This is a genomic window from Pseudomonas sp. efr-133-TYG-5 (assembly GCF_030209175.1).
Classification (GTDB): Bacteria; Pseudomonadota; Gammaproteobacteria; order Pseudomonadales; family Pseudomonadaceae; genus Aquipseudomonas.
In genome coordinates, this window is the sequence record NZ_JARVSM010000003.1 from 148,202 (window position 1) to 174,501 (window position 26,300).

At 61.6% G+C, this 26,300-nt stretch carries 26 protein-coding genes; 9 read left to right on the plus strand and 17 right to left on the minus strand.

Annotated elements, in window-relative coordinates:
• The first annotated feature begins 2 nt into the window (after nucleotides 1–2).
• On the plus strand, nucleotides 3–407 hold the full coding sequence (locus QRN70_RS14430; RefSeq protein WP_285418676.1) for a phosphohexomutase domain-containing protein: 405 nt from the start codon (nucleotides 3–5) through the stop codon (nucleotides 405–407).
• Between the two features lie 36 nt (nucleotides 408–443).
• Here QRN70_RS14430 and QRN70_RS14435 read toward each other — a convergent pair whose 3' ends face one another.
• The 8 genes from QRN70_RS14435 to QRN70_RS14470 form a co-directional block, all read right to left on the minus strand.
• On the minus strand, nucleotides 444–1,583 hold the full coding sequence (locus QRN70_RS14435) for an SGNH/GDSL hydrolase family protein (RefSeq protein ID WP_285418677.1): 1,140 nt from the start codon (nucleotides 1,581–1,583) through the stop codon (nucleotides 444–446).
• Nucleotides 1,584–1,693: 110 nt separating this feature from the next.
• Entirely contained in the window at nucleotides 1,694–2,737 is a 1,044-nt protein-coding gene (locus QRN70_RS14440) for an acyltransferase family protein (protein ID WP_285418678.1), read from the minus strand.
• Nucleotides 2,738–2,749: 12 nt separating this feature from the next.
• Nucleotides 2,750–3,853 carry a hypothetical protein gene (locus QRN70_RS14445; RefSeq protein ID WP_285418679.1) on the minus strand — a complete coding sequence of 368 codons (1,104 nt, stop codon included), beginning with the start codon at nucleotides 3,851–3,853 and terminating at the stop codon, nucleotides 2,750–2,752.
• The gene (locus QRN70_RS14450; protein ID WP_285418680.1) at nucleotides 3,844–5,076 is read right to left on the minus strand and encodes an MATE family efflux transporter; all 1,233 of its coding nucleotides are present in this window, start codon (nucleotides 5,074–5,076) and stop codon (nucleotides 3,844–3,846) included. Before QRN70_RS14450 ends, QRN70_RS14445 begins: the two co-directional genes overlap by 10 nt.
• The gene (locus tag QRN70_RS14455) at nucleotides 5,073–6,185 is read right to left on the minus strand and encodes a polysaccharide pyruvyl transferase family protein (RefSeq protein WP_285418681.1); all 1,113 of its coding nucleotides are present in this window, start codon (nucleotides 6,183–6,185) and stop codon (nucleotides 5,073–5,075) included. The genes QRN70_RS14450 and QRN70_RS14455 overlap by 4 nt, the downstream gene beginning before the upstream one ends.
• Nucleotides 6,186–6,199: 14 nt before the next feature.
• A complete protein-coding gene (locus QRN70_RS14460; protein WP_285418682.1) occupies nucleotides 6,200–7,282 on the minus strand; it encodes a glycosyltransferase family 4 protein in 1,083 nt (360 codons plus the stop codon).
• A gap of 41 nt (nucleotides 7,283–7,323) precedes the next feature.
• Complete coding sequence (locus QRN70_RS14465; protein WP_285418683.1) at nucleotides 7,324–9,552, minus strand: polysaccharide biosynthesis tyrosine autokinase; 2,229 nt, start codon at nucleotides 9,550–9,552, stop codon at nucleotides 7,324–7,326.
• A gap of 39 nt (nucleotides 9,553–9,591) precedes the next feature.
• Complete coding sequence (locus QRN70_RS14470) at nucleotides 9,592–10,032, minus strand: low molecular weight protein-tyrosine-phosphatase (protein WP_285418684.1); 441 nt, start codon at nucleotides 10,030–10,032, stop codon at nucleotides 9,592–9,594.
• A 289-nt stretch (nucleotides 10,033–10,321) separates the two neighbouring features.
• Here QRN70_RS14470 and QRN70_RS14475 point away from each other — a divergent pair, with 289 nt between their 5' ends.
• Together QRN70_RS14475 and tal are read left to right on the plus strand one after the other, a co-directional pair.
• Complete coding sequence (locus QRN70_RS14475) at nucleotides 10,322–11,284, plus strand: glycoside hydrolase family 5 protein (RefSeq protein WP_285418685.1); 963 nt, start codon at nucleotides 10,322–10,324, stop codon at nucleotides 11,282–11,284.
• 200 nt (nucleotides 11,285–11,484) lie between these two features.
• Complete coding sequence (gene tal / locus QRN70_RS14480) at nucleotides 11,485–12,411, plus strand: transaldolase (protein ID WP_285418686.1); 927 nt, start codon at nucleotides 11,485–11,487, stop codon at nucleotides 12,409–12,411.
• 72 nt (nucleotides 12,412–12,483) lie between these two features.
• On the opposite strand, the gene rssC is transcribed toward tal, so the two are convergent.
• From rssC to QRN70_RS14495, 3 genes are all read right to left on the minus strand, one after another.
• Nucleotides 12,484–12,966 carry an anti-sigma factor antagonist RssC gene (gene rssC / locus QRN70_RS14485; RefSeq protein WP_042560140.1) on the minus strand — a complete coding sequence of 161 codons (483 nt, stop codon included), beginning with the start codon at nucleotides 12,964–12,966 and terminating at the stop codon, nucleotides 12,484–12,486.
• Nucleotides 12,966–14,147: a two-component system response regulator RssB gene (rssB, locus tag QRN70_RS14490; protein ID WP_285418687.1), complete on the minus strand. Its 1,182-nt coding sequence runs from the start codon at nucleotides 14,145–14,147 to the stop codon at nucleotides 12,966–12,968. The genes rssC and rssB overlap by 1 nt, the downstream gene beginning before the upstream one ends.
• Nucleotides 14,148–14,470: 323 nt before the next feature.
• Nucleotides 14,471–15,160, minus strand: a complete 690-nt coding sequence (locus QRN70_RS14495; RefSeq protein WP_285418688.1) for an MlaA family lipoprotein — start codon at nucleotides 15,158–15,160, stop codon at nucleotides 14,471–14,473.
• Nucleotides 15,161–15,345: 185 nt separating this feature from the next.
• Between QRN70_RS14495 and pcrP the strand changes: the two genes are divergently transcribed.
• Nucleotides 15,346–15,966: an HAD superfamily inactivated hydrolase PcrP gene (pcrP, locus tag QRN70_RS14500; protein ID WP_285418689.1), complete on the plus strand. Its 621-nt coding sequence runs from the start codon at nucleotides 15,346–15,348 to the stop codon at nucleotides 15,964–15,966.
• 109 nt (nucleotides 15,967–16,075) lie between these two features.
• On the plus strand, nucleotides 16,076–16,339 hold the full coding sequence (locus tag QRN70_RS14505; RefSeq protein ID WP_285418690.1) for a DUF4404 family protein: 264 nt from the start codon (nucleotides 16,076–16,078) through the stop codon (nucleotides 16,337–16,339).
• 73 nt (nucleotides 16,340–16,412) lie between these two features.
• Here the strand turns inward: QRN70_RS14505 and queF are convergent, their stop codons facing one another.
• A complete protein-coding gene (gene queF, locus QRN70_RS14510) occupies nucleotides 16,413–17,243 on the minus strand; it encodes an NADPH-dependent 7-cyano-7-deazaguanine reductase QueF (protein ID WP_285418691.1) in 831 nt (276 codons plus the stop codon).
• A 61-nt stretch (nucleotides 17,244–17,304) separates the two neighbouring features.
• The gene (copI, locus tag QRN70_RS14515) at nucleotides 17,305–17,838 is read right to left on the minus strand and encodes a copper-resistant cuproprotein CopI (protein ID WP_285418692.1); all 534 of its coding nucleotides are present in this window, start codon (nucleotides 17,836–17,838) and stop codon (nucleotides 17,305–17,307) included.
• A gap of 159 nt (nucleotides 17,839–17,997) precedes the next feature.
• On the opposite strand from copI, the gene QRN70_RS14520 reads away from it, so the two are divergent.
• Together QRN70_RS14520 and QRN70_RS14525 are read left to right on the plus strand one after the other, a co-directional pair.
• Nucleotides 17,998–18,678, plus strand: coding sequence for a heavy metal response regulator transcription factor (locus QRN70_RS14520; protein ID WP_285418693.1), 681 nt, complete (start codon nucleotides 17,998–18,000; stop codon nucleotides 18,676–18,678).
• On the plus strand, nucleotides 18,678–20,024 hold the full coding sequence (locus QRN70_RS14525; protein ID WP_285418694.1) for a heavy metal sensor histidine kinase: 1,347 nt from the start codon (nucleotides 18,678–18,680) through the stop codon (nucleotides 20,022–20,024). Before QRN70_RS14520 ends, QRN70_RS14525 begins: the two co-directional genes overlap by 1 nt.
• Before the next feature lie 119 nt (nucleotides 20,025–20,143).
• Here the strand turns inward: QRN70_RS14525 and QRN70_RS14530 are convergent, their stop codons facing one another.
• The 3 genes from QRN70_RS14530 to QRN70_RS14540 form a co-directional block, all read right to left on the minus strand.
• Nucleotides 20,144–21,388, minus strand: coding sequence for a lipoprotein-releasing ABC transporter permease subunit (locus tag QRN70_RS14530; protein WP_285418695.1), 1,245 nt, complete (start codon nucleotides 21,386–21,388; stop codon nucleotides 20,144–20,146).
• A gap of 63 nt (nucleotides 21,389–21,451) precedes the next feature.
• Nucleotides 21,452–22,135 carry a lipoprotein-releasing ABC transporter ATP-binding protein LolD gene (gene lolD, locus QRN70_RS14535; protein WP_285418696.1) on the minus strand — a complete coding sequence of 228 codons (684 nt, stop codon included), beginning with the start codon at nucleotides 22,133–22,135 and terminating at the stop codon, nucleotides 21,452–21,454.
• A 7-nt stretch (nucleotides 22,136–22,142) separates the two neighbouring features.
• The gene (locus QRN70_RS14540; protein ID WP_285418697.1) at nucleotides 22,143–23,393 is read right to left on the minus strand and encodes a lipoprotein-releasing ABC transporter permease subunit; all 1,251 of its coding nucleotides are present in this window, start codon (nucleotides 23,391–23,393) and stop codon (nucleotides 22,143–22,145) included.
• A 94-nt stretch (nucleotides 23,394–23,487) separates the two neighbouring features.
• On the opposite strand from QRN70_RS14540, the gene QRN70_RS14545 reads away from it, so the two are divergent.
• Nucleotides 23,488–24,069, plus strand: coding sequence for a PilZ domain-containing protein (locus QRN70_RS14545; protein ID WP_285418698.1), 582 nt, complete (start codon nucleotides 23,488–23,490; stop codon nucleotides 24,067–24,069).
• 13 nt (nucleotides 24,070–24,082) lie between these two features.
• On the plus strand, nucleotides 24,083–24,805 hold the full coding sequence (locus QRN70_RS14550) for a glycerophosphodiester phosphodiesterase (protein ID WP_285418699.1): 723 nt from the start codon (nucleotides 24,083–24,085) through the stop codon (nucleotides 24,803–24,805).
• Nucleotides 24,806–24,847: 42 nt separating this feature from the next.
• On the opposite strand, the gene sthA is transcribed toward QRN70_RS14550, so the two are convergent.
• Nucleotides 24,848–26,242: a Si-specific NAD(P)(+) transhydrogenase gene (sthA, locus tag QRN70_RS14555; RefSeq protein ID WP_007984277.1), complete on the minus strand. Its 1,395-nt coding sequence runs from the start codon at nucleotides 26,240–26,242 to the stop codon at nucleotides 24,848–24,850.
• Nucleotides 26,243–26,300: the final 58 nt, after the last annotated feature.

A 26,300-nucleotide genomic window follows, 5' to 3' on the forward strand; every position in this document is an offset into this window, starting at 1 on the left:
GCATGAACAGGGCACAACAGGCCGCAGAGATCGAACCGCCGGTGGGTAACCTCGGCGTGGTCAGCTGGTTGTCAGACCATCAACCGTTGCCCAGCGCCAACGAGTCTTGGTTGGGCAGCATTTTGCTGGTGGAGCGCATCGGCATGTTTCCGGCGTCCGGCGACATTCGCCGGACGCTGGCGGATCCCTATCCCCTGCTCGCCCAGCTGAAATCGCGCTACGCCGAACAGGCGCTGGAAATCGACGACCGTGATGGCCTGAAAGTGATCTTCAGCGACTGGCGCTTCCGCGTCCGCCTGTGCTGCAGCGAGCCGGCGATCATCATCAATGTCGAGACACGGTGCGATACCCAGCTGATGCCGCACAAGCTCAAAGAGCTGCTGAGCCAGATCGATCAATTCCAATAAGATACTCACGCTGTAGGAGCTGCCCAAGGGCTGCCCCTACAGCGGTTTTGCGATGTCGCAACTGTCGGCATTGATGCCACTGACCATCCACCGGTAGAAGTAATCGGCAATCACCTTTCCGCCCGTCGCCGGCTGCGGATGAATCTTGTCCGGCCCAATCATCGCCGCCGCATAGCCTTTGACGTCCGGCCCGAACGCGCATTGCAGATTGACCCACCCCAGCTGCTGTTCACGTGCCCAAGGCTGCAAGACCTGTGCATACGCCGACATCGGATAGGCGCTGGAACGCGTGGTGTCCTGACGCAGAATCAGGTTGATGCTCGCCGCCGGTTGAATCTCGCGGATCATCGCCACCAGGCCCTGAATGTTCTGCAGATACTGCCCGGGCTGCACGCCGAAGCCCTGATCGTTGCCACCGAGCATGATCAGGTAAACGTCGGCGGGGATCTTCGCCACGGCGGCTTTCCACTGGGCCTGCCAGTGTCGATCCGGGTGATAAAAGTCCGCCGATGCAGCGCCCGCTGCTGCCAGTTTCGATACCCGCACACCGTGCTGATCGTTGCTCATCCAGAGGCCGAACAACGTCGGTGCGCCCTTCATCACTTGCAGCTCGAGCGACCAGTCTGGCGTTGCCGCGAAACCGTTGAGGGCGATTTCCTGCACGCCCGCACCTTGCAGTGGCAACGGTTTCCAGGCTTGCGCAGGCGTCCAGCGGTAGCGCAGCTCACTGGCGTCGCCGGTGCCCAGGTAAAGCAGTTTGGCCTGGGTCACGCGGGTGTCGATGGCTGCCGTTGCACTGGCATCGATTTGCAGCCAGGCGCCGGGCCGGCCGGTGACGGTGCGGCTGTCCGGGCTGGCCTGCCCGAGGCCGGACACCTGCCAGCCACCGGCGAAATACTTTTCGCTGCTGCGGGTGTATTTGAAATGCGTGCCACCCAGCGCCGCACCGTGGTTGAAGCCGACATAACCGGGACCGGCAAACCCGACCTCCCCGGCCACGCGCTGTACCAGTTTGTTCAGATAGAAATCCTGCCCGGCGCTGTAGCTGTCACCGATCACCGAGACCGACAGGACCTGGCCAGCCTTGCCTTCGCGCCACTGCGCAAAACGCTCGCGGGCATCGCCCACTTCAACCACCGACGCGGCGACAGGCTGCGCGTCATCCACTGCCAACATGCATTGTTTCCTTCAGTCTGGAATGGCCCCTTCGCGGGCAAGCCCGCTCCCACATTGGATCTCGGCAACTCACACAATCCCTGTGGGAGCGGGCTTGCCCGCGAAGCTTTTCAGTTACTGGCCGGCACCACTGGAGTAACGCTCGCCAGCGGTTTCTTCTGCGCCGCACGCTCCCCCAGAAACAGCACCGAAGTGACCGTGAAGCGACTGAAAATCATCGACAGCAGCACCGGCCCCAACAAGCCGAACAGCACGCCGCTGAGTACCAGCATGCTTTCGTCCTTTACCCCCAGCCGTCCCATGACGAACCGCGAAGTCGCCGCGAACAGCACATGGAACAGAAAGATCGCGTAAGAGTAGCCGCCCAGCAAGGTCAGCCACTTCGCGCGCATGTCACTCGACAGCAAGGCGATGCAGGACACGCAGCCGACAGTCAGACCGATCAGGCTGCGACGGTCGACAATCAACTCGCGGTCAATCGCCGCCACGTACAGCAGCGTCAGCGTGATCAGCACAAACACCAACGGCCCGATCACCTTGAAGCGTTGCTTCAACGCCGCGACATGTTCCTGGCCGATCATCCCCGCCACAAAAAACGGCAGCAGGTAAATCGCACCATTGATGCCGAACGCATCGAGCTTGAGCGGCGGCAACAGAAACACCGCCGCAGCGAACGCGAACAGTACATACAAACGCGTCATCGAGCGCAGCAACCCGCGCCATTCCAGCAGGCCGACGAACACGAAAATGATGAACACCGCCTGCAGGAACCAGAAGTGGTTGACCGGCACCCAGAACGACAACAAGGCATCGATCACGCCGACGTCCTTGTTCACCCCGGGCCCCACCGCCTGCAACAGCGAGAACGGCACACCGACGCAAAACAGCGGCACGATCAGCCGTCGCACCTTGCCACTGAAGAATGCGGAAAAGTCGTTGCCGCGAATTTTGTAGATCGCATAGATGTAGCCCGAGATAAAGGTGAACAGCGGCATGCGCACGTACACCATCGAATCGGCGAGCACGCGAAACGGCGAGCCGATATCGAGCTTCAACCCGCCGCCCAGCGGCCCGATGACGTGATAGAGCACCAGCAGCAGGCACGCCAGGCCGCGCAGGGTTTCGATCTCCAGGGACTTTTTCTTGCTCGACATTTTGCGCCAGCCTCAGCTCAGGACTCGTGATTCAACCAACACCGGTTTGTGCGCCCGCAACATCAATCCGAGCCCGACAAACAACACCGGCACCACCATGGAAAAGTGCCGGGCGAAGGAGCCGAAATCCGGCTCGAACAGGCCTTGCACCAGCAGGAACGCCAGCGGAATCGCGATCAGTTCCTTGGGCTTGGTCTGGATCGGCGCGCCCTTGTAATCGGTGGAGGTGATGACTTTGAACAGCAGCAGCGCGGTCATGATCATCAACGCCACGAAAATCACCTGGCCCGGCCCCGACAGCAGGATCAGCTCCACCGGGAACGACAGCCGGAAGAAAATGATCATCGAGTCCAGCGCCTGCGAGACGAAGTCACTGCCGCTGAGCCACGAGACGATCAGCGACTTCGACCCCTCCTCGCCCGCCGTGCGCAGTTCGTTGTTGCTGGCGCGAATCGACGACACCGGAAACCCCAGCGCCAGCTGGATCGCCATGGCGACTGCCAGGTAGAACAGGAACAGCATCAGGAAGAACGTCACGCGCGAGACGTACTTCTTCATCACGCAGACCCCGACCCACGACAGCGAAAACAGAATCCAGTAAGGCCGGATCAGCACGCCGTAGATCACCGCCGAGAGGAAAAATCCGCCGCGATATCTGCGCGACAACGAGCTGAGCAGAATGCTCAGCACCGCCACCGAGACGATGATTTCCTTGGTCAGGTTTTCCAGGAAGAACGAACGTACGATGCCCCACAGGCACAGCGTGCCGAAAATCGTCAGGGGCATACGGCGGAACACTACCACCGGAATCGCCGTGAGAAAGAAGTTGCAGAACATGCCATAGGCCCAGGCATTGGTCAGGTTGATACCGGTGGGCCGCAGCAGGAACGCCGAACACTCGTAGGACGAGCGATCCGGCGAGAACGGGTTCCAGAAATTGCAGTTGTCGGCTCGCGCATACGACGACCACAGGGTCATGGCATCCGGGCCGGGATCGCGCGGCACCAGCAGTGGCATGGCCACCGACAGAAACAGCCCGGTGAACAGGATCAGGAACGACAGGTACGAATCGAGTCTGCGCCCGCGAAACTCGATGCACGGCAGCTTCAGGCCCATGACACGACGGCCTTTTTCGTCCGGGTCGCGCGGGTCAGCACGGCAATCACCGCCAGCTGCACGACGATCGCGAAGACATTGCCCCAGGCCGCGCCGAGGATCGAATAATGCACGATCAGCGCATAGCTGACCGGCACCGAAACCAGCAGGCAGAGAGCGGCACTGGCCAGCGACACCCGACTGTTTTTCGAGGCGATCAACCCACCCCAGACGATGTCGCCGATGCCCCGCAGAGCGAAGGAAACGATCAGCACGCCGAGAATCGCGTTATCCGGACGCGGCACGCCGATGGCGACGTAATCGAGCACGACATTGAAGAACCCATAGATCAACACCGCCACCACCGCCGACACCAGCAGCGAGCGCATCACCCACTTGTTGATGAACAGCTGGCGGAGCGTGAACGCTTGCTGGTCGGCCTGAAACTGCTTGGCCAGCAGCGGAATGCCCACCACCGCCACCACCGCGTATGACAGCGCTTGCAGGGTGTTTGCCGCCGACCAGGCGTACACGTACTGACCGAGGTTGGCGTAGGGTTCGAGGTCGGCAATCAGAAAGCGCTCGGCGTACTGACTCAGCGCGATCAACCCGGTCCCGAAGTAGAACGGCAAGCCGGCCTTCCACACCGTGGCCGTGGCCAGTGCCTGGCTGGTTCGCCCCTTGTGCACGTTCACCACGATCAGGTAACCGGCGCCGATCACCAGCAGGTTGGCGATCACCCACAGCCACAACACACTGGCGATGTCCGCTACCCAGCCGAGCAGCATCCCGGCCACCGCCAGCAATGCCCAGAGGCCGGTCTTGAGGAAAAACAGCAAGGCACCCGCCGTGGCTTTCTGCGCGGAAAACACGAAGGAATTGATTTCGAACGACAGGTGTTCGCTGAGCAGCACCAGCGTCACGCAGAGGATCAGCACGGCGCTCGCCGCGACCTGCTGGAACAGTGAGTAAATCCCCACCGTTGCCAGCGACAGCAGCAGGCCCACCCCCAGGTAAAGCAGCAGCACCTTATCGACCACCCGCCGCGAACTGCCGCCAACGCTGATCAGCCGATTGATCTCGGAACTGAAACCGACGCTGTAGAACTTCGAGGCAATCAGCGACGCCGCGACCACCACGCCATAAAAACCCAGTGCCTCGTAACCGAGGAAATGGGTGATCGCCAGCACCAGCAGGAACTTCGCGCCCAACGCTCCGCCACGCAGCAGCAGGCGGAAAATCATCGAACGACGCCTTTGATGATCTCGTCCATCATCACTGTCTTGGCTTCGATTTCGCGACAAGTGTCGGTCAGGCGCTTGCCGAAATTCGACAGCGCATTCGGCGCGTAGACCGTATCGATGATGGTGTCGACATTGATATCGCCACCATTGATCACCCAGTCCTCCACGCCCATGTCCTGATAGGCGCCAAAGCCTTTGCGCTCATAGCTGATGTGGTACGCCGGCACGCCGGACAGCAGCGATTCGATGGCGCCGTGCAGGCGCACCGAAATCACCAGGTCCGGCTGATATTTGGCAATCGTCGCCTTCAACGAGAGCAAGTCTTCGCTGATGCCCAGTTCGCGATAGAACGCCCCGTCGTCGTTGCCGCGCACCGCGCTCTGCACCGCGCAGACCACTTTGCTCTTGTCCTTCAGGCGTTGCAGCAGCTGCTTCAGGTTGGCGACGTAGGCGACTTTCTTTTCCTTGCTCCACTCCGGCGGCTTGCGCAGCACCACGCACACGGTGGCCGGCGAGGCGGCGCAGCGGGTGAACTTCGGTTGCTGGAGGATCTTGCTCGCCAACGACTGCACCGCCAGATCCGGCGCGCGGTAGACATTGTCACAGGCATCGAACAGGGCCGAGGACCGATTGTCGCGCACGAACACCGCATCGGCGCTGGCGTAGTGCTCGACAATCCTGCGGCTCTCGCCGTGGAACGGGCCGATGCTCTGCGGCAGGTACACCGAAGGCACCTTGCTGAGGATCGCGGTTTCCAGTTGCTTGGCGTGGCCGAGCTTCAACTTGATGTGTTCGAAGGCACTCTTGGAACGCATGTAGCCGCCGCCGACACCGACGATCAGGTCGGTTTTCTTCAACAGATCGGCGAGCCCCGCGTAGGACTGATTGAGAAACACCGCTTGCCTGACCCGCCCCAGTCCCTTGGCCGCCATCACTGGCGCGTCGAAGCGCGGGTGCGGCAGATAACTGAAAGACTGCGGATCGGAGGCGACGACGCTGATCGAGGTGTCGTCGCCGAAATTGCGCTGTACCAGGGCAATGGCCAGATCGACAAGAAGGCCGTCACCGGAGTTGGAAGCGCTGTAGCCATGCAGGATCGTTACGTTCATAAAATCAGTTCTACTTAATAGGTGGGTGCGCAATACACGTCGTAGGTCTGGCGGATCATCAACGCCGAGTCGAAGCGTTCGCGGACGATGCGCCGGCCTTCGTTGCCCAGCAGCAGCAAGCGCGGCTTCTGCAGTTTCACCAGCACATCGGCCAGCGCCTGGTGGTCGCCGGCCGGGAAGATGTAACCGGACACGCCATGGCTGACCAGTTCGGGCAGCGACGTGCAATCGCTGGCGATCACCGGCAAGCCCATGGCCATGCCCTCCAGCGGCACCATCGCGAAGCCTTCCCAGCGACTCGGGACAATCAGCGCGTCGGCTTGCTGATAGAGCGCCTGCACTTCGCTGGGCGTCACCCAGGGCAGGTACTCGACCGAATCCAGCGGCGGACACTCGACCGAGTCCTCATTGACCGCACTGCCGACCACCGTCAGTTTCAAGTCCGTGCGCGGCACCTTGGCAAAAGCCTTGAGCAACACATCGAAGCCTTTCTGGTAATCGAGACGGCCGACGAAAAGCAGATGAATCGGTGCCGGATCGCTGCGCTTGAGCGGCTCGTCCTTGTGCGGGATGCCGTTGTAGATCAGGTGCATGCGCTTGCGCTCGATACCAAACCGCGCGGCTTTGTCCAGCTCGTACTGGCTGACGCAAATGATCACGTCGGTGACCTTCTGCAACAGCCGCTCGATCTGCGCGTAGAGCTTCTGCTTGATCGGCGAGCTTTCCATCAGGAACGAAAACGCATGCGGGCAGTAGACGATTTTCGGCTTGCGCCACGGTCGCAGCAGCACACACACGCAGCGCCCGATCACCCCGGAAAACGTGCTGTGCAGGTGCACCACATCGGGTTTCTCTTTGAAGATCAGCCGCGCCAGTTGCCAGGCGAAACGCAGCAGCGAACGCACGTCGCGGCGGGTCCTGACGAACGTGCGGATCTGCCGTTCATCGATGCCGTGCAGTTCCTGCTTCTGGTCGAGCGGCACCAGATACACCAGCTCATAGTTGGCGTGCGCCTCTGGCGGCGCAGCCGAAATCGTCCGGATAACGGTGGCCACGCCACCTTTGATGGTTTCCGCCACGTGCAGTATTTTTTTCACAAACCACCCACTTCCATGCCTGTAAGGACCATCGCTGACACTCAGGATTTGTCCGACGCGTATTCGTAGTTGTAATAGCCGTAGCCACCGTTGCCGTAGTAACTGGCCGCGCGTTTCTCGACGCCGTTGAACACCGCGCCCTTGAGCTCGATGCCGTTCTGCGCGAAGCGGCGAATGGTCAGTTCGATTTCCTTGGCCGGGTTCACCGCGAAACGCGTGACGATCAGGCTGATCCCCGCTTCCCGCCCGACAATCGCCGCATCGGTTACGGCCAGCAGCGGCGGCGTGTCGATGATCACCACGTCGTAGCGTTCGCTGAGTTGCGCCAGCAGTTCGCGGAAGTTGGCGTGCATCAGCAGCTCGGAAGGATTGGGCGGCACCTGGCCACGGCTGATGAAGTGCAGGTTCTCCACTTCGACCTGATGCACCGCCTGCTCCAGGCTGCAGCGCTTGACCAGCAGATCCGACAGGCCATTGGTCACCGGCGTATTGAGGGTCTTGTGCAAGTGGCCCTTGCGCATGTCGGCATCGATCAGCACCACGCGCTGGCCGCTCTGCGCCATTACGGCGGCGAGGTTGGAAGAGACGAACGTCTTGCCGACCTGCGGGCTCGGCCCGGAAATCATGATGCGGTTGTTGGTCGAGTCGAGCCCGGCGAAATGCAGGCAGGTGCGCAGGCTGCGAATCGACTCGATGGACAGGTCGGTCGGGTTGCGCAGCGCCAGCAGGTAGGCGGCTTGATCGGTGCCTGCCTTGACCCGCACTTTCTTGCTGTCCTCTTCCTGTTGCAGGGCGCTGTAGGGAATCGACGCGTACACCGGCAGCCCCAGCTGTTCGATGGCTTCCGGCCCTTCCAGACCGCGGCTCAAGGACTTGCGCAGCAACACCAGCGCGACGCCGACGAACGCCCCGAGGAACGTCGCGATCAAAACGATCAGGGCTTTTTTCGGTTTGACCGGACTGGACAGATCGACATCCGCGGTATCGAGCAAGCGCACGTTGCCCACCGCCCCCGCCCGGACAATGTCCAGTTCCTGGGACTTGTTCAGCAACTGGGTGTAGATCTGCGAGGCCACTTCGACGTCGCGGGTCAGGTTCAACAGTTCCTGCTGCGTGGCCGGCAGATCACCGACCCTGCCCTCCAGGGATTTCTGTTGCTGGGTCAATTCGGCAATCTGCGACATCAGTGCGCGATACGCCGGATGTTGCTTGGTGAACTTGCGATCAAGTTCGGCCTGTTGCATTTTCAGCTCGGAGATGCGCGTATCCAGGCTGACAATCTGGCCCAGCACCGATTGCGTCTCGAGGGAAATGTTCACGGTCTTGCCGCGGGTCTGGTAGGCGTTGAGCGCTTCGCTGGCCTTGGCCAGGTCGCGCTTGACCTGCGGCAGCTGACCTTGCAGGAACGCCAGGCTCTGCGCCGCTTCCGCCGACGTGCGCTGGACATTCTGCTGCACGTACAGGCCGGCGATACGGTTGAGAATCTTCACCGCCTGCGCCGCGTCACTGCTGGCCAGCGCGAGGCGGATAATCCCGGATTCCTTGCCCTGCTCGGAAATATCCAGCGCATCCTGGTAGTCCTGGATGGCCACGATGCGGGGATTGCGCACCACCTGGAACCGGGTGCCGGGGTTGGCCTGCAACCGGGCAATCAAGCCCTCGACCCCGTCCTGGGCGAATGCGCTGCCGGCCACGCCTTCGACCAGCAGGTTGTCGTTATCATCGAGCAACTGGAAGCGCTGCTCGTCGCCGGCAATCAGCGTGAGTTTCTTGCCGAGCAAATCCTTGGGCAGATTGAGCCGGCTGATCTCCAGGCGCTGGCCGCCCCAGGCATAGCTGTCGAGGCCGAACCGCGGCGGTGCCACGCTGAATTCGCTGTCGCCGCGATAACGCCGGGCGAGGAAATTGCCGATCAGCGGGAAAGTGTTGGGGGTGACTTCGATGTCCAGACGCAGATCGTCGACGGTTTTGCCGATCACCGCGCGGGACTTGAGGATGCCGATTTCGGTCACCGACGGCGATTGGCCGCCGAGCATGCTGCTCAAGTCGGAAAAACCGAGCATGTCGTTCTTCTTCGGTTCGACCTGCACCAGCGCGTTCGCCAGGTACACCGGCGTCGCCAACACCGCGTAGGCCACACCGGCGGCCATGAAGGCGCCGGTGAACGCACCGATCAACCACTTCTGGTCAATCAGACTGCCGAAGATGCCGAGAAGATCAATGGAATCCTGATCGTTGTCACGGGTGCCGATTACTGACGGTAACTGCATAAGTCTGTTCTTACCATTCACTGATCTGAAGAATATTCATCAACGTCGAAGACGTTGTGCCCATGAGCTGACAGCATCTTCAATCAATGCATGGGCATGAATAAAAGCCGCCTTGCCTTGACGATAGGGATCTTGTATTTCGCGCTCGCTCTGCCACTTGCCGAGCAGAAAGACTTTGCCGCGGGCATGTGCGGCAATCTTCAGCACTTGATTTACGTGTTGTTTTTCCATGACCAGAATCAGGTCGGAATCATTGACGATGTCTGCCGTCAGCTGACGCGCCTTGAACGCTTCGGCGTTGTGCCCGTGGGACTCGAGAACCGCGCGCGCCGACGGTTCCATGGCTTCCCCGACCCGTGCCGCGAGGCCGGCGGAGGTCACCGAGATCGGTGTAGGCGCCAGCGCACTGCGCAGCAGAAGTTCTGCCGTTGGACTGCGGCATATATTGCCGACGCAGACGACAAGGATCTTTCTGAACAAGGTTACTTTCCTGTGTAATATCAAACCGCCAACATGCCAGGCGAATTCATATGAACCCGCAAGACTTTCCTGCACTCAGAAATAGATTCACCCTGTTAATACCAGCGTATTAAGTACCACAGCACTTAAAGTCCCCCAACCTGATTTAGCGGACTAAAAATAACTGTGATTTTCGATGCTGCGTTTCCTGACAAAAAATAACATTCGCGCACTTCGCGCCCTGTTATTTATCGAACTTCAAGTAATGCGATAAATAACGTCAATGTCATTTCTCATCGGGAGAGCAGACATGAAACCGACACATTGCAAACGGCTGACCGCCCTGACCCTGTTGCTACTCGGTGCGGCCAGCCAGGTTCACGCCAGTGAGCTGTTCCCTAACCTGCCCGCCAAGACCATCGGCGTGCAGGTCAAGATCCAGAATTTTTCCGCCGCCGATGCCGGCTACATCAAAGCCGCCGGATTCAGTTTTGTGCGCTTCGGAGTATGGAGTGACAGCCTCAGCGCGGCGGCCTATCAGAAGCAGGTCAGCGAAGCGTTTGCGGCGGCGCGGTCGGCCGGCCTGCCGGTGCTGCTCACCGTGCGCGCCATCAAGCCATTGCCCGCCGCGCCCGGTAATACCGCCGAACTGACGACGGCCGGCAGCACCTTCGCCAATGCGCTGAGCACGCTGGAGCAGACTTACCGCACTCAGTTGGTGGCGATCGAACTGTGGAATGAACCGGACCTGCCGACCTACTGGCCGACGGGCAGTTTCGACACCACATTCGTGCCATTCATGAGTGGTGTGTGCCAGACGCTGCAGAGCAAGCCCGGCACCACGCCGGTCATCGGCTTTGGCTTCGCCCGGCCGCCGAGCGCGGGCTCGGCGTCGACGGTGGCGCTGAACCGCATCGTCAGCGAGTACCCCAAGTGCCTGAATGCGGTGTCCTATCACCCGTATGGCATGACGGCCACGCAGATCAGCAACGCCCAGGCGTTCATACAGCAGAACTTCCACCTGCCGGGGGTCATCAGCGAATGGGGCGTCTCCGCGCTCGGCTCCAACGGTGGCGATGAGGGCCAGGCTAGCAAAGTCGGTGCGTTCATTGCCGATGTGAAACGGCTCGGTATCCCGCTGACGTCGATCTACGAATGGAAGAACAGCGACACCGGCAGCAACGATCGCGAGAAAAACTTCGGCCTGCTGACCTCGGCCGGACAACCGAAACCGGCGAAAATGGCCGCCGAAGCCCAGCTGAACGGACAATAGCCGGGGTGTGACGGGGCGCTGGCGGTCAGTTGCTTTGAACCTGTGCGCGGTTTTGGCATCGTATTCATCGATACCGCGCCCCGCCTTTCAAACAGCCGTTTCCAGGTTGTTGCCCACGGGGCGATCGATACGCGCGGATGCCCTTGAGTGGCCGTCAGCGCTCGGGTAATGTCACCAGACCCATAGGACAGAGCACGCCCATGACTTCCAAGCTGGAACAACTCAAACAGTTCACCACCGTCGTTGCCGACACCGGCGACTTCGAAGCGATTTCCCGGGTCAAACCGGTCGACGCCACCACCAACCCTTCCCTGCTGCTCAAGGCCGCCGCCATTCCTGCCTACGCCGAGCTGCTGAACGCCTGCGTCAGCGACTGCAAGGGCGATGTCGGCCTGGCCAGCGACCGCTTTGGCGTCGCCGTCGGCGGGGAAATCCTCAAAGTGATTCCGGGGCGCATTTCCACCGAAGTGGATGCGCGCCTGTCGTTCGACAAGGATGCCGTGCTCAAGCGCGCGCACCGCCTGATCGAACTGTACGACAAGGCCGGCATCGGCCGTGACCGCGTGCTGATCAAGATCGCCTCGACCTGGGAAGGCATCCGCGCCGCCGAGGTCCTGGAAAAGGAAGGCATCCAGACCAACCTGACCCTGCTGTTCTCCTTCGCCCAGGCCGCGGCCTGCGCCGATGCCGGGGTGTTCCTGATTTCGCCGTTCGTGGGCCGCATCTACGACTGGTACAAGAAGGCCAACGGCAACGACTACACCGGTGCCGACGATCCGGGCGTGCAGTCCGTGACGCGCATCTACAACTACTACAAGGCCAATGACTACAAGACCGTGGTCATGGGCGCGAGCTTCCGCAACCTCAACCAGATCGAGCAACTGGCCGGTTGCGACCGCCTGACCATCAGCCCCGACCTGATCGACAAGCTGGCGGCAGACACCGGCAAGCTGGAGCGCAAACTCGCTCCGGGCCACGCCGGCGAAGCGCGTCTGAGCCTCAACGAGGCGCAATTCCGCTGGTTGTCCAACGAGGACGCCATGGCCACCGAGAAACTCGCCGAAGGCATCCGTCAGTTTGCCCGTGACCAGGAAAAACTCGAAGCACTGCTGCAAGCCAAGCTGTAATCGCTGCGGCGCAATGGCAAAAAGGGCGAACCCTCACGGGTTCGCCCTTTTTTTGTCTGCAGTGGCTGGGTATCAGTGCCTTTCGAGGGCATTCACCAGGTCATGAAACGCTTCGCGATTGGAGTCGTTCAGGCCCATGAGGATCTTGTGCGCTTCGAGCACCTTGATCCGCACCACTTCTTCCGACTGATCCTGATCCGGCAGGTCGTCGAGGCATTCCGGGCACGGCACGGGATGGTTGACGATATTGAACACCTGCTCGAAGCCCATCGATTGCAGCAGACGGGTGATGTCGTCGTGGGTGGTGACCACGGTCGGCAGCAGGCCGACCTTTTGCCGCGAGAGGATCGACAGCTTGGCCAGCAGGCCCAGCGTGGTGCTGTCGATGCTGCGGGTTTCGGTCAAATCGATCACGATCGCGTTGAAATTCAGCGCGGTGAAGATTTTTTCAATAGTCGCATCCAACGCCGAACACAGGGTCAGGCGAACTTCACCGACGAACTTCAGGACGAAAGTGCCATCCTGCTCGGCGAACTGGATTCTACCGGTACTCATTAAAGATTCCTGCTCAACACCAACAGGGCGATATCATCCGGCATCTCCCCTAGCGTGGCCAATCCAAAAACCTGCCGCAGACCATCCAGGCTGCCGCCCGCCGACTTCACCTTCTGAGGCAAAGCGGCTTCTTTCTCTTTGAGTGTGGGTTCTGGCAAAAGGTCCAGAATGCCATCAGACATCAGCGTCAGGCTGAACGTCGGTGGCAACTCGAGCACGTGATCTTCGTAGGTGGCTTCATTGAAAAGCCCCACCGGCAGACCGCGACCCTCGAGGTAGCGAACACTGTCAGGCGTGTACAACACTGGCAACGGCAGATGGCCGCCGATGCTATAGGTCAACAAACCGGTCTCCTCGTCGATGACTCCACCGACCATTGTGACGTGTTTACCCAGCTTACAACTGATCAGCCCCCGGTTGATATGACCAAGGACTTCCGAAGGCTTGAATTCCGGCAGCGTGCCGTTGCGCTTGGACTCGAACAACAGGCGCGTGGTCATGAACTTCAACAGCACGGTGACGAAGGCCGAAGAAGCGCCATGCCCCGAAACGTCCGCCAGGTAGAAGGCGACCCGGCGCTCGTCGACGCGGAAATAATCGACAAAATCACCCGAGAGGTACAGCGAAGGGATGATCTGGTGCGCAAACTTGAACTCGTCGATGCTCCACGGACTTTCCGGCAGCATGTTCATCTGCACCTGGCGACCGGCGTTCTGGTCTTCCTGGAGCAGGTTGAGGCTGGCTTCGAGCTCGCGGTTGGCCTTCTCCAGCTTCTCGCGGTAGCGCTGGTTTTCCAGCAGCAGGCGCGCACGATCCATGGCCCGGCGCACGGAATGCTCGAGCACGGCCAGATCTTCGAGAGGCTTGATCAGGTAGTCCGCCGCACCCAGGCGCAGCGCCTCGACCGCGTCGTTCATCACGCCGGCACCCGACACCACGATCACCGGTGTCTGCGGTGAGCGCTCGGTGACCTGACGGATGAGTTCGAGACCGCCCATCTGCGGCATGCGCAGATCGCAGATGACCAAGTCGGGCGTGTCTTGCTCGAATACCTGAAGTCCCTGCTGGCCATTGCTGGCCTGCAAGACGCTGAAACCACTGTCTTCCAAATAGGCCGCGAGGCTCGCGCGCACTACTTCGTCATCATCGATTATCAGCAGCGTGGCACTGGTTTTTGGCATGTGGGCAAACGGCGCCAGAATTAGGTTGGCGTAGCAGGCGGGGCATCGGCCCGGCACAGACTACTGGATTCGCTTTCTAGCCTCTCTGCTGCACCGCTTCGGAGCGTCGACCCCGCGCACGGTTGCACCAGAGGTGCCCTTCTAAGGCGCAGACGGTACTCCCATCCGCGGGGCGTTTCAAGCATGCGCCGATGGTCGCTTGAGGACTTTGTTTGTCAAATCACCGGGAGTTATAAGAACGGCCGGAACCGTAACCCAATGGAAGGACGGCCCCCACAAAAAAGGCGACTTCACGGTCGCCTTTCGCCTCTTGCCGCTGCGGATCAGAAATCGTCTTCGACCTGACCGTCCTTGACCTTGAACTCGCGGTTCTGCAGGTAGGCATTGCGGATAAAGGTGTATTTGTCGCCGCTGATCAGCTTCTCGCTGGACAGCAGGTCGGCGCGGGTGTCGACGATGTTGAGGGCGAAAATCGAGTTACGCACCGGCACGTCGTTGATGTAGCGGTAGGCACCGGTGTAGCTGTCGACATACTTCGACGGGGCGTCACGCAGGGTGCTCGGGCCGAGCAGCGGCAGCATCACGTAAGGGCCGCTGCCGACGCCCCAGTAGCCGAGAGTCTGACCGAAATCTTCATCGCTGCGCTGCAGACCCATCTTGGTACCGACGTCGAAGAAGCCGAGCAGGCCGAAGGTGGTGTTGAAGATCAGCCGTGCCGTGTCGACACCGGCAGCCGCCGGCTTGGCCTGGAGAATGTTGTTCGCCAGGTTGGTGACGTCACCGACGTTGCGGAACATGTTGTGGATGCCGTCTTCGAGGAACTGCGGCGTCACGTACTGGTAACCCTGCGCCAGCGGTTTCAGCGCGTAGGTGTCGACGAAATCGTTGAACTGAAAGATCGGCCGGTTGACGCTTTCCCAAGGATCATCTTCCGTTGCAGCCTGGGCGGCGAACGGCACCAGCATGACGCTGGCACATACACAAAGCTGAGCGAGAGGGTTGCTCCAGCGCATAGAAAACTCCTTGGAATAATACAGACGCGGCAACCGGGCCACGGCGTTAAGGCCGTCAGTATAAGACGGAAAAGCCACTTTAGGCAGATCCTGCGTAAAACCCTCCGTAGGACGCTTCGTCACGCACTTGTCATCCAACTGTCACCGAGGCCGCTTAGCCTGATCGCTATTTCAGGGACGTTTTCATGTCGCACGCTGAAGCCTTGCCTCTCGCCGCCCCCAACCTGACGGCCGTACTGTTCGGACTCAGCGGCTGCCTGGTGGACTTCGGTGCTCGCGCCCGAAATCACGCCAGTGCCTTGGCCGAACACGCCGACGCCACGCCCGGCGCGCTCGACAGCCTGCGCAGCCTACAGCGGCAACAGATTCCCTGCGCCTGGCTCGAGGAGTTGCCCCCTGCCCTCACCCAGGTCCTCGCAGCCGCCCTGCCGACCTGGATCAAACCTTCGCAACACCTGGCAACAATCAATCCGTGGCCGGCACCGAATGCCTGCTGGCAAGCGCTGATGGCCTTGAATGTCGAACGCCTCGATGGCTGCGTGCTGGTCAGCGGCGAACCGCGCCTGCTGCAATCGGGCCTCAACGCCGGGTTGTGGACGATCGGCCTGGCCTCCTGTGGCTCGCTCTGCGGCCTGGCGCCGAGCGAATGGCAGGCCCTGAGCCAGAAGGAGCGCGAACAGTTGCGCGGCAAGGCCACTCTGCAGCTGTTCGGCCTCGGCGTGCACTCGGTGATCGATCATCTGGGCGAGCTCGATACCTGCCTGGCGGACATCAGCCTGCGTCGGCTCAAAGGCGAAAAGCCCTGACCGGGATCATGCAGGTTGCAGCAGAGTGGATTAATCTAAAGGTCGGCCATAGACCTTTGGCGCGCGTCTGCGGTCAATGCCAGTGCCTCTCGATAAAAAGGAAACCACCATGCCCGCCCAAGAACTGCAAAAACAGCTCGATACCCTGCGCGAGCAGCTGGAACAGAACCCGCCCCTGTCTGAAGCCGAGCGCGAAGACTTGCACGCGCTGATGCTGCAGATCGAATCCGAAATCAAACTGGAGACTGCCACGCAAGACGCCAGCATTGCCGACGGCGTGAATCTGGCGGTTGATCGCTTCGAACTGGAACACCCGGCCATCGCCGGCACCCTGCGCAACATCGTCAACGCACTGGGCAGCATGGGCATCTGATTCGCGCCGATGCAAAAAAAGCCCTGCCATTGCTGGCAGGGCTTTTTCATTCAGCGTGCAAAACCTCGCGGGCTTACTGACGAACCAGTCGATGGTTCGGCAGCTGCACGCTTTCGGTGCTGCGATACGGGTTGATATCCAGGCCACCACGGCGCACATAACGCGCGAAGACCGTGAGTTTTTCCGGTTTCAGCAGACGCTGCAGGTCGAGAAAGATCCGCTCCACGCATTGCTCGTGGAAGTCCGAGTGCTGGCGGAAGCTGACGATGTACTCCAGCAGGCTGGCGTGATCCAGCGCCGCGCCGCGGTACTCGACTACCACGCTGCCCCAGTCCGGCTGGCTGGTCACCGGGCAGTTGGATTTGAGCAGATGGCTGTGCACGCTCTCCTCGACGATGCGCGAATCGTCGCAACGCAGCAGCTCGGGGCGCGGATGCTCGTAGTTGCTGACGCTGATATCCAGATCGTCGATGCATACGCCCGGCAGCGCCACGACGCCTTCGGCCTCGACCTCTTTCAGACTGCGTACACGTACGCCCACCGGCTTGCCGGCGGCGGCCGACAAATCCTTGACCAGCGTCGCTTCGAGGCTGGCGATATCGGCGAACGGCGTCTGGTTCAACGAGTTCAGGTAGAGCTTGAACGACTTCGACTCGATGATGTTCGGCGAATCCGCCGGGATGCTGAATTCGCCGATCGCCACCACCGGTTTGCCCGACGGCAACAGCCACGACAGTTCGAAGCAGTTCCAGAAATCCACGCCGGTATACGGCAGCGTTGCGGCGGTCAGGCCCAGCTCGGCCCATTTCGCGGTGCGCGGAATGGGGAACAGCAGGGAGGGTGTGTACGTGGCGATGTATTCGCTGGACTTGCCCAGCGGCGAATGTTCGGCTGCGGGATGCATGGCGGAAACCTGACTGAAGAATCAGCGGATTCTATCAGCCTTTGCTCGCGCCTTTGAGTGCTTACTGACTGACAGTCAGTTTGCCGACCATCCCGGCCTGGTAGTGCCCCGGAATATTGCAGGCGAACTCGAGGTTTACCGCCTTGCTGAACGTCCAGGTCAGCTCGCCCGTCTTGCCCGGCTCGACCAGCACGCTGTTGGGGTCGTCGTGCTGCATGCCGTGCGCCATCGAACCGTGATCCATGCCGGCCATGTCGTGGGACATTTCCTTGATCGCGGTAGGCGTGAGCATGCCGCTCTGCTGCATCTGCAACATTTCCTGCTGATGGCTGGCATGCATCGCCGCGTCGCCGAGGTTGAATTCATGCAGCAACTGGCCTTTATTCACCAGCACAAAGCGAACGGTCTCACCGGCCTTGATCTCGATGGCTCGCGGATCGAAGGACATGTCGCCCATCGTCACTTCGATGCTGCGGCTGGCCTTGGCGGCCCGCGCCGGCTCGCCGAAATCGTAGGTCGGGGCCGGTGACGCCCACAGCGGCGAACTCAGCGCCAGCAGGCAGACGGCAAAGGCCGGACGGTTGCGCAAAAACATAGTCATACTCCAGCAATGAGAGGTTCAGCCTGTGGGAAACTCTAGCCGGCCTGCGCTGGCATCTACCTGACAGGCAGATTACAACTTTGTCAGCTTGGGCCGCGCGGCCGATGCGCGCGGTATAAAGCCTTGTCCCGAACGCCTGACCAGAGCCGCCGCATGAAACTGCTGATCGTCGAAGACCAACCGAAAACCGGCCATTACCTGCGCCAGGGCCTGACCGAGGCCGGTTTCAACACCGAACTGGTGGCTGACGGCAGCACCGGCCAGCAACTGGCGCTGAGCGGCGAGTATGCGCTGTTGATTCTCGATGTGATGCTGCCCGGGCGCAACGGCTGGCAGATTCTGCAAGCCGTGCGCAGCGCCGGCCTCGAGACGCCGATCCTGTTCCTGACTGCCAAGGACACCGTGGAGGATCGGGTGCACGGCCTCGAACTCGGCGCCGACGACTATCTGGTCAAGCCCTTCGCGTTTTCCGAACTGCTGGCCCGGGTGCGCAGCCTGCTGCGTCGCGGCAATGCCCCCGCGCAGGAGACCAGCCTGCAACTGGCGGATCTGCGCCTGGACCTGATCCGCCGGCGGGTCGAACGCGGCGGCCAGCGCATCGACCTGACCGCCAAGGAATTTGCCCTGCTGGAAATGCTCCTGCGGCGCCAGGGCGAAGTGCTGCCCAAGTCGCTGATCGCCTCGCAGGTGTGGGACATGAATTTCGACAGCGATACCAATGTCATCGAAGTGGCGATCCGCCGCCTGCGCCTGAAGGTCGATGACGAGTTCGCCAATAAGCTGATCCACACCGTGCGCGGCATGGGTTATGTCCTCGAAGAGCGCCCGGCCTGATGCGCCGGCTGTCCTTGAGCGGCCGCCTGGCGCTGTTGTTCGCCGCTTGCACGGCAACGGTTTCACTGGTCGCCGGAGTGGTGTTCAACCGGGCCAGCGAGGCGCACTTCGTCGAGCTTGACCAGCAATTGCTCGAAGGCCGGCTGAGCGGTCTGCGCCAGGCGCTGCACAGCGCAGCCGGCGCCGACCAGGCGGCAAGAATCAGCGATGAACTGAGTCGCCAGGGTGATCTGTCGCTGCGCATCAGCGACCGTGATGGCCAGCGCTGGTTCGGCAGCGCATTACCGCGGCCGGCGAATCTGCCGCAGGCACCGGGCCTGGCCACCCTCGATGACAACGGTACGGCCTATCGCCTGCTCAACGCGCCGCTCGATCCGGATACGCCCGACGCGGCGCAATTGACCCTGCTGCTGGACATCACCCATCACCAGCACTTCCTGCAACGCATGCAGCACTTGATCTGGCTGACCGTCGGCCTCTCCGCGCTGGCCACCGCGCTGCTCGGCGCCTGGGCTGCACGCAGCGGCTTGCGCCCGTTGCGGCGCATGAGCGCAGTGGCGCGCGGCGTATCGGCGCAATCGCTGCATGCGCGGTTGCCGGAAGCACAGATGCCGGCGGAACTGGCGGAATTGGCCCACAGCTTCAATGCCATGCTCGGACGACTCGATGACTCTTTTCAGCGTCTCTCGGCGTTCTCCGCCGACATCGCCCATGAACTGCGCACGCCACTGTCGAACCTGCTCACCCACACCCAGGTCACCCTGACCCGGCCGCGCCCGCTGGAAGACTATCGCGAAGCGCTGCACAGCAACCTCGAGGAACTGCAGTGGATGGCGCAACTGGTCAACGACATGTTGTACCTGGCCAAGGCTGACCACGGTTTGCTGGTACCCAAGCGCGAGCCACTGGAACTGGCGCAGGAAGCCGATGCGCTGCTCGAATTTTTCGCGCCGCTGGCCGAAGACACACGAGTGACGCTGCGCCGCGACGGCCATGCGCGATTCGCGGGGGATCGCGGCATGTTGCGTCGGGCCTTGTCGAACCTGCTGGATAACGCCCTGCGCTTCACCCCGGCCGACGGCGAGGTGCGCCTGCTGATTGCCGAGCACGCGCAATCGCTGCAGGTGATTGTGGAAAACACCGGTGAGGGCATTTCGCCCGAGTGGCTGCCGCGTCTGTTCGACCGCTTCTACCGTGCCGATCCGGCTCGCCAGGAAGGCAGCAGCGAACACGCCGGGCTGGGACTGGCGATCACCCAGTCGATCGTCCGCGCCCATGGTGGGCAGATTCATTGCGAATCGGAGGCAGGCTGGACGCGGTTTGTGATCGAGTTGCCTCGAAGCTGATCGCTCCCACGCTCTGCGTGGGAACGCAGCTCGGGTCGTTCTGCGCCCCTTAAGAGCCGAACGCGGAGCATCCGTTGATGCGTTCCCACGCGGAACGTGGGAACGAGCATCGGGAATGCTTACGAATAGCGCAGCGCGTGCGCCGGCTCGATCTTCGCCGCCCGCCACGCCGGGTACACCGTCGCCAGGAAGCTGAGGATAAAACCTGCCGAGCAGATCAGCAGCACGTCGCCACCTTGCAGCTCGGATGGCAGGTTGCTGACGAAGTACACATCGGAACTGAAGATGTGCTGGCCGGTGACGCGCTCCATCCAGCCCACCAGTTCACTGACATTGAGCGCGGCAATCACTCCGAGCACGCCGCCGATCAGCGTACCGACGATGCCGATCACCGTGCCCTGGACCATGAAGATCGCCATGATCTGCCGTGGCGTGGCACCGATGGTGCGCAGGATGGCGATGTCCGCGCCCTTGTCGTTCACCACCATGATCAGGGTCGCGATGATGTTGAACGCCGCCACCGCGACGATCATCAGCAACAGCAGGCCGATCATGGTCTTTTCCATCTTCATCGCGCTGAACAGGCTGCCCTGGGTATGGGTCCAGTCGTCCGCCTTGAAATCCGCGCCGAGGCCGGCGGCGATGTCCGTGGAGACTTTCGGCGCGGCGTACAGATCCTTCACCGCCAGGCGCACGCTCTGCACCTGATTGGGTTCCCAGTGCTGCATCTGCGCGGCATCGGCGACGTGGATCAGGCCCATGGAGCCATCCAGCTCGGCGCCGACCTTGAACACGCCGACCACGTTCAGGCGCTGCATGCGTGGGGTGATGCCACCCGGTGCGGTGCTGACTTCCGGGACGATCAGGGTGATTTTGTCGCCGACATTCAGGCGGAAACGGCGCGCGGTGATTTCACCCAGCACCACGCCGAATTCACCAGGCTTCAAGGCATCCAGGCGCCCTTGCACGATGTGCTGGGCGACGATCGACACCTTGCCTTCCTGGGCCGGGTCGACGCCACTGATCTGGATCGGCTGCATCAGGCCCTTGTAGGAGAGCATGCCTTCCATCTCGGTGAACGGCACCGCGGCGGTGACTTCGGGATTCTTCATCGCCGCGGCGGCGACGGGTTGCCAGTCGTCGATCGGCTTGACGCCGACGATGGTCGCGTGCGGCACCATGCCGAGGATGCGCGAACTCATTTCGCGCTGGAAGCCGTTCATCACCGACAGCACCACGATCATCGCCAGCACGCCGAGGGCGAGACCGATCATCGAGGTCATCGAGATGAATGAAACGAAGCGATTGCGGCGCTTGGCGCGGGTATAGCGCGTGCCGATAAAGATCGATAACGGTCTGAACATTCGCTGGGGCACCGTATAAAAATAAAAGACCCGACGCTTTTTCAAGCGTCGGGTTTCAGCCAATCAGATAGGCGTCAGGCAACCTTCCTGCAGGTGCAGGACGCGATCCATCTGGCGGGCCAGGTTCATATCGTGGGTCACCACCAGGAACGCCGTGCGCATCGAAGTGCTGAGTTCCAGCATCAAATCCTGGATGCCCTGGGCAGTGTGGGAGTCGAGGTTGCCGGTCGGCTCGTCGAGCATCACCAGCCCCGGCTTGTTGACCAGGGCGCGGGCGATGGCCACACGCTGACGTTCACCGCCGGACAGCTCGGCCGGCTTGTGCTCCAGGCGATGGCCCAGGCCGACCCGCTCCAGCAGCGCCGTGGCGCGCTGACGGGCTTGCGGGATCGACGTTTTGCCGATCAGCAGCGGCATGCAGACGTTTTCCAGCGCGGTGAATTCCGGCAGCAGGTGGTGGAACTGGTAAACGAAGCCCAGCGCGCGGTTACGCAGCAGGCCGCGTTTTTTCTCGCTGAGCGCCGACAGCTCTTCGCCATCGAGCCAGACACTGCCCTGGGTCGGCGTGTCGAGGCCGCCGAGCAGGTTGAGCAATGTACTCTTGCCCGAGCCCGAGGTGCCGACGATGGCCACACGCTCGCCCGGGTGCAGCTCCAGTTGCAGGTTGGCCAACACTTGCACCGACTCCGGGCCTTCCTCGTAGGATTTGCCCAGGTTGCGGCAGCTCAGAATTGCTTTTTCACTCATGCCCGACTCACTCATAACGTAGCGCCTCCGCCGGCTGGGTGCGCGCGGCACGCCAGGCTGGATACAGGGTGGCGAGGAAACTCAGGACCAACGCGGCGGCGCAGACCATGACGACGTCCTGGCTCTGCACCTGCGACGGCAGGTAATCAATGAAGTACACATCGGCGTTGAGGAACTTGTGCCCGATCAGGCCTTCGAGCGCCGAAATCGCTGCGCTGACGTTGAGCGCGGCGAAGATCCCGACCACCGCGCCGATCGCCGTACCGACCACGCCGATCACCGTGCCCTGGACCATGAACGTGCGCATGATCGTGCCCGGCGTGGCGCCCAGCGTACGCAGAATGGCGATGTCGCCCTTCTTGTCGTTCACCACCATCACCAGCGTGGAAATGATGTTGAACGCCGCCACCGCGACGATCAGCAGCAACAGCAGGCCGATCATGGCTTTTTCCATGCGGATCGCCTGATACAGGTTGCCGTGGGTACGGGTCCAGTCGCGCGCGTAGTAATGGTCTTCACCCAGCTGCTGGGCGATGTTCCAGGCTTCGCGCGGCGCCTGGAACAGATCGTCGAACTTCAGCCGCAGGCCTTGTACCTGGTCGGGTTTCCAGCGGTGCATCTTCGCCAGATCCTGCAGGTTGGTCACGCCCAGGTAGCCGTCGAGCTCGCCGGCGCCGACATGGAAAATGCCGACCACGGTGAAGCGTTTCATGCGCGGGAACATCCCAGCCGGGGTCACGCTGACCTCCGGGGCGACGAAGGTGATCTTGTCACCGATGCCGACGCCGAGCTTGGTCGCGGCCTTGTCGCCGATGACGATGCCGAAGCTGCCCGGCGTCAGGTCATCGAGTTTGCCCTGCTGCATGAAGTTGTCGATGATCGAGACGTTGCGCTCGAGCGCCGGATCGATGGCATTGAGCAGGACCTTGGACACCTGGCCGTTGTTGGTCAGCAGCCCCTGCATCTGGGTGAAGGGCGCGACGGCCGTCACCTGCGGGTTCTGCCTGACCTTGGCGGCAAGGCTTTGCCAGTCGTTGATGGCTTCGCCGGACTCGATGGTCGCGTGGGGCACCATGCCCAGCACGCGGGTGCGCATTTCATGATCGAAGCCGTTCATCACCGACAGCACCACGATCATCACGACCACGCCGAGGGCGAGACCGATCATCGAAGTCAGGGAAATGAATGACACAAAATGATTGCGACGCTTTGCACGGGTATAACGCGTGCCGATAAATACGAAGAGAGGTCTGAACATGTCGGGGCTTGTTCGGAGGGAAAAGGAACGTCCTTGTGGCGGGGGTCGATAACCAGCTTTACACTCAGACCACCGCCGCTACCATGGGTTCGCCATGTCGACATTAGATGAAGAAGATCGCCGCGAATACTACCGTATCGAGGACATGATCGCACTGGAAATTCGGCCCCTGTCCGCGCCCGAAGCGGCAGGCCAGGAAGTGTTGCAGGATGCTTCCCCGCTGTTCAACCTGCTCAGTGAACTGCACCTGAGCGAATTCGAGTCGCAACACCTGTTGCGCCAGATCAGCGAACGCGACCGCGCCATCGCCGCGTTCCTCAAATCACAGAACAAACGCATCGACCTGCTCAGTCAGGTGGTGGCGCTGACGGTGCTCGGCCATATCGGCGAACCGCAACCGGTGATCCTCTCCGAAGGCGGCATCGACTTTGAGCACCCGACGCCGATTGCCAGCGGTGCGCACCTGTCGGTCAAACTGGTGTTGATGCCGCAGGCGCTCGGCCTGTTGCTGCGTGCCCGCGTGACCCATTGCGACCGCAAGGGCGACGGCTACGACGTCGGCACCGAGTTCGAACACCTGACCGATGCCCAGCGCCAATTGCTCGCCCGCTACATTTTGCAGAAGCAGGCCCAGGAACGACGCCTGGCCCGCGAACAGAACGAATCAGGCATTTAATTAAGGAAGAACCGTGACCCTCATCTACGGCCACCGCGGCGCCAAGGGCGAAGCACCGGAAAACACCCTGACCAGCTTTCAGGAATGTCTCAAGCACGGCGTACGCCGTTGCGAACTGGACCTGCACCTGTCCAAGGATGGCGAGCTGATGGTCATTCACGACCCGACCCTCAAGCGCACCACCGACCGCCGCGGCAAGGTCGTCGAGCACACCGCGGCGGAACTGGTGACCTACGACGCGCGCAAGGGCGGCCCGGGCTGGATCAAGCCGTGCCCGATTCCGACGCTGGAAGCATTGTTCGAGCAATGCGATTTCGAGCACTGGCAGCTGGAAGTCAAGAGCGCCTCGCGCACCCGCGCCGCCACCACGGTGCTGGCGATCCGGGAAATGGCGCAACGCCATGGCCTGCTCGACAAGGTGACGATCACCTCGAGTTCGCGGGAAGTGTTGAAGGCGGCACTGGATCTGGTGCCCGACGTTTCGCGCGGACTGGTCGCCGAGTACGCCTGGCTCGACCCTCTGAAAGTCGCGGCAAGCTATGGCTGCGAGATTCTGGCGCTGAACTGGACGCTGTGTACGCCGGAGCGCCTGCAGAAGGCACAGCGCCAGGGCCTGCATGTGTCGGTGTGGACCGTCAACGAGCCCGCGCTGATGCGCAGACTCGCCGACTTCGGCGTTGACAGCCTGATTACAGACTTTCCCGGTTTGGCCACCGCCACGCTCGGGAATGGCTGAAATCGGTCTCCCCGGCCGGCTCAGGCCACCGGCCGGAGCCCGTCAAAAAAGCCGGTTGAGGCCGTCGTATGCAGCGACCCGATAGGCTTCGGCCATGGTCGGGTAGTTGAACGTGGTGTTGACGAAGTACTTCAGGGTGTTCAGTTCGCCCGGCTGGTTCATGATCGCCTGGCCGATGTGGACGATCTCCGAAGCCTGGTAGCCGAAGCAGTGCACGCCCAGCACTTCCAGGGTCTCGCGGTGGAACAGGATCTTCAGCATGCCTTGCGGCTCGCCGGCGATCTGCGCCCGCGCCATGCTCTTGAAGAACGCCTTGCCCACTTCGTACGGCACCTTGGCCTGGGTCAGTTCCTGCTCGTTCTTGCCGATCGAGCTGATCTCCGGAATGGTGTAGATGCCGGTCGGCACGTCATTCACAAAGCGCCAGCTGCCGTTATCGACGATGCTGCCGGCCGCCGAACGACCCTGGTCGTGGGCGGCACTGGCCAGGCTCGGCCAGCCGATCACGTCACCGGCACCGTAGATGTTCGGTACGCAGGTGCGGTAAGCCTCGTCGACTTCGATCTGGCCGCGGCTGTTGACCTTGACCCCGATGTTTTCCAGGCCCAGCTGATCGGTGTTGCCGGTGCGACCGTTGCACCAGAGCAAGGCGTCGGCCTTGATTTTCTTGCCGGATTTCAGATGCAGGATCACGCCGTTGTCGACGCCTTCCACGCGATCGTAGTCTTCGTTGTGCCGCACGGTGATGTTGTTGTTGCTGAAGTGATAGCTCAGCGCCTGGGAGATTTCCGAGTCGAGGAAGCTCAGCAATTGGCCGCGGTTGTCGACCAGTTCGACCAGCACACCTAGGCCGCTGAAGATCGAGGCGTATTCGCAACCGATCACGCCAGCACCGTAGACAATCAGTTTGCGCGGGGTGTGGCCGAGGCTGAGGATGGTGTCGCTATCGTAGATACGCGGGTGGTGGAAATCGATGTCCGCCGGACGATACGGACGCGAACCGGTGGCAATGATGATGTGCTTGGCCACCAGTTTCTCGACCACGCCGTTGGCGCAGACCACTTCGATGGTCTGCTCGTCGGCGAAGCTGCCGGTGCCGAAGAACACGTCGACGCGGTTGCGGGCGTAGTAGCCGGTGCGCGAGGCGACCTGCTTGGAAATGACTTTCTCGGCGCTTTTCAACACGTCCGGGAAGGAGAACCAGCGCGGCTCGCCGATCGCCCGGAACATCGGGTTGGTGTTGAACTGCATGATCTGCCGCACCGAGTGACGCAAGGCCTTGGACGGGATGGTGCCCAGGTGGGTGCAGTTGCCGCCGACCTGGCGACGGCTGTCGACCATCGCCACCTTGCGCCCTGCTTTGGCGGCGTTCATTGCCGCGCCTTCTCCCGCCGGGCCGGAACCCAGCACCACCACGTCGTAGTTGTAGACAGCCATGCGTACTCCTCAGAACAGGCCGCGGTGCCAGCAGCACCGGCGGCTAAATCACGCCGAA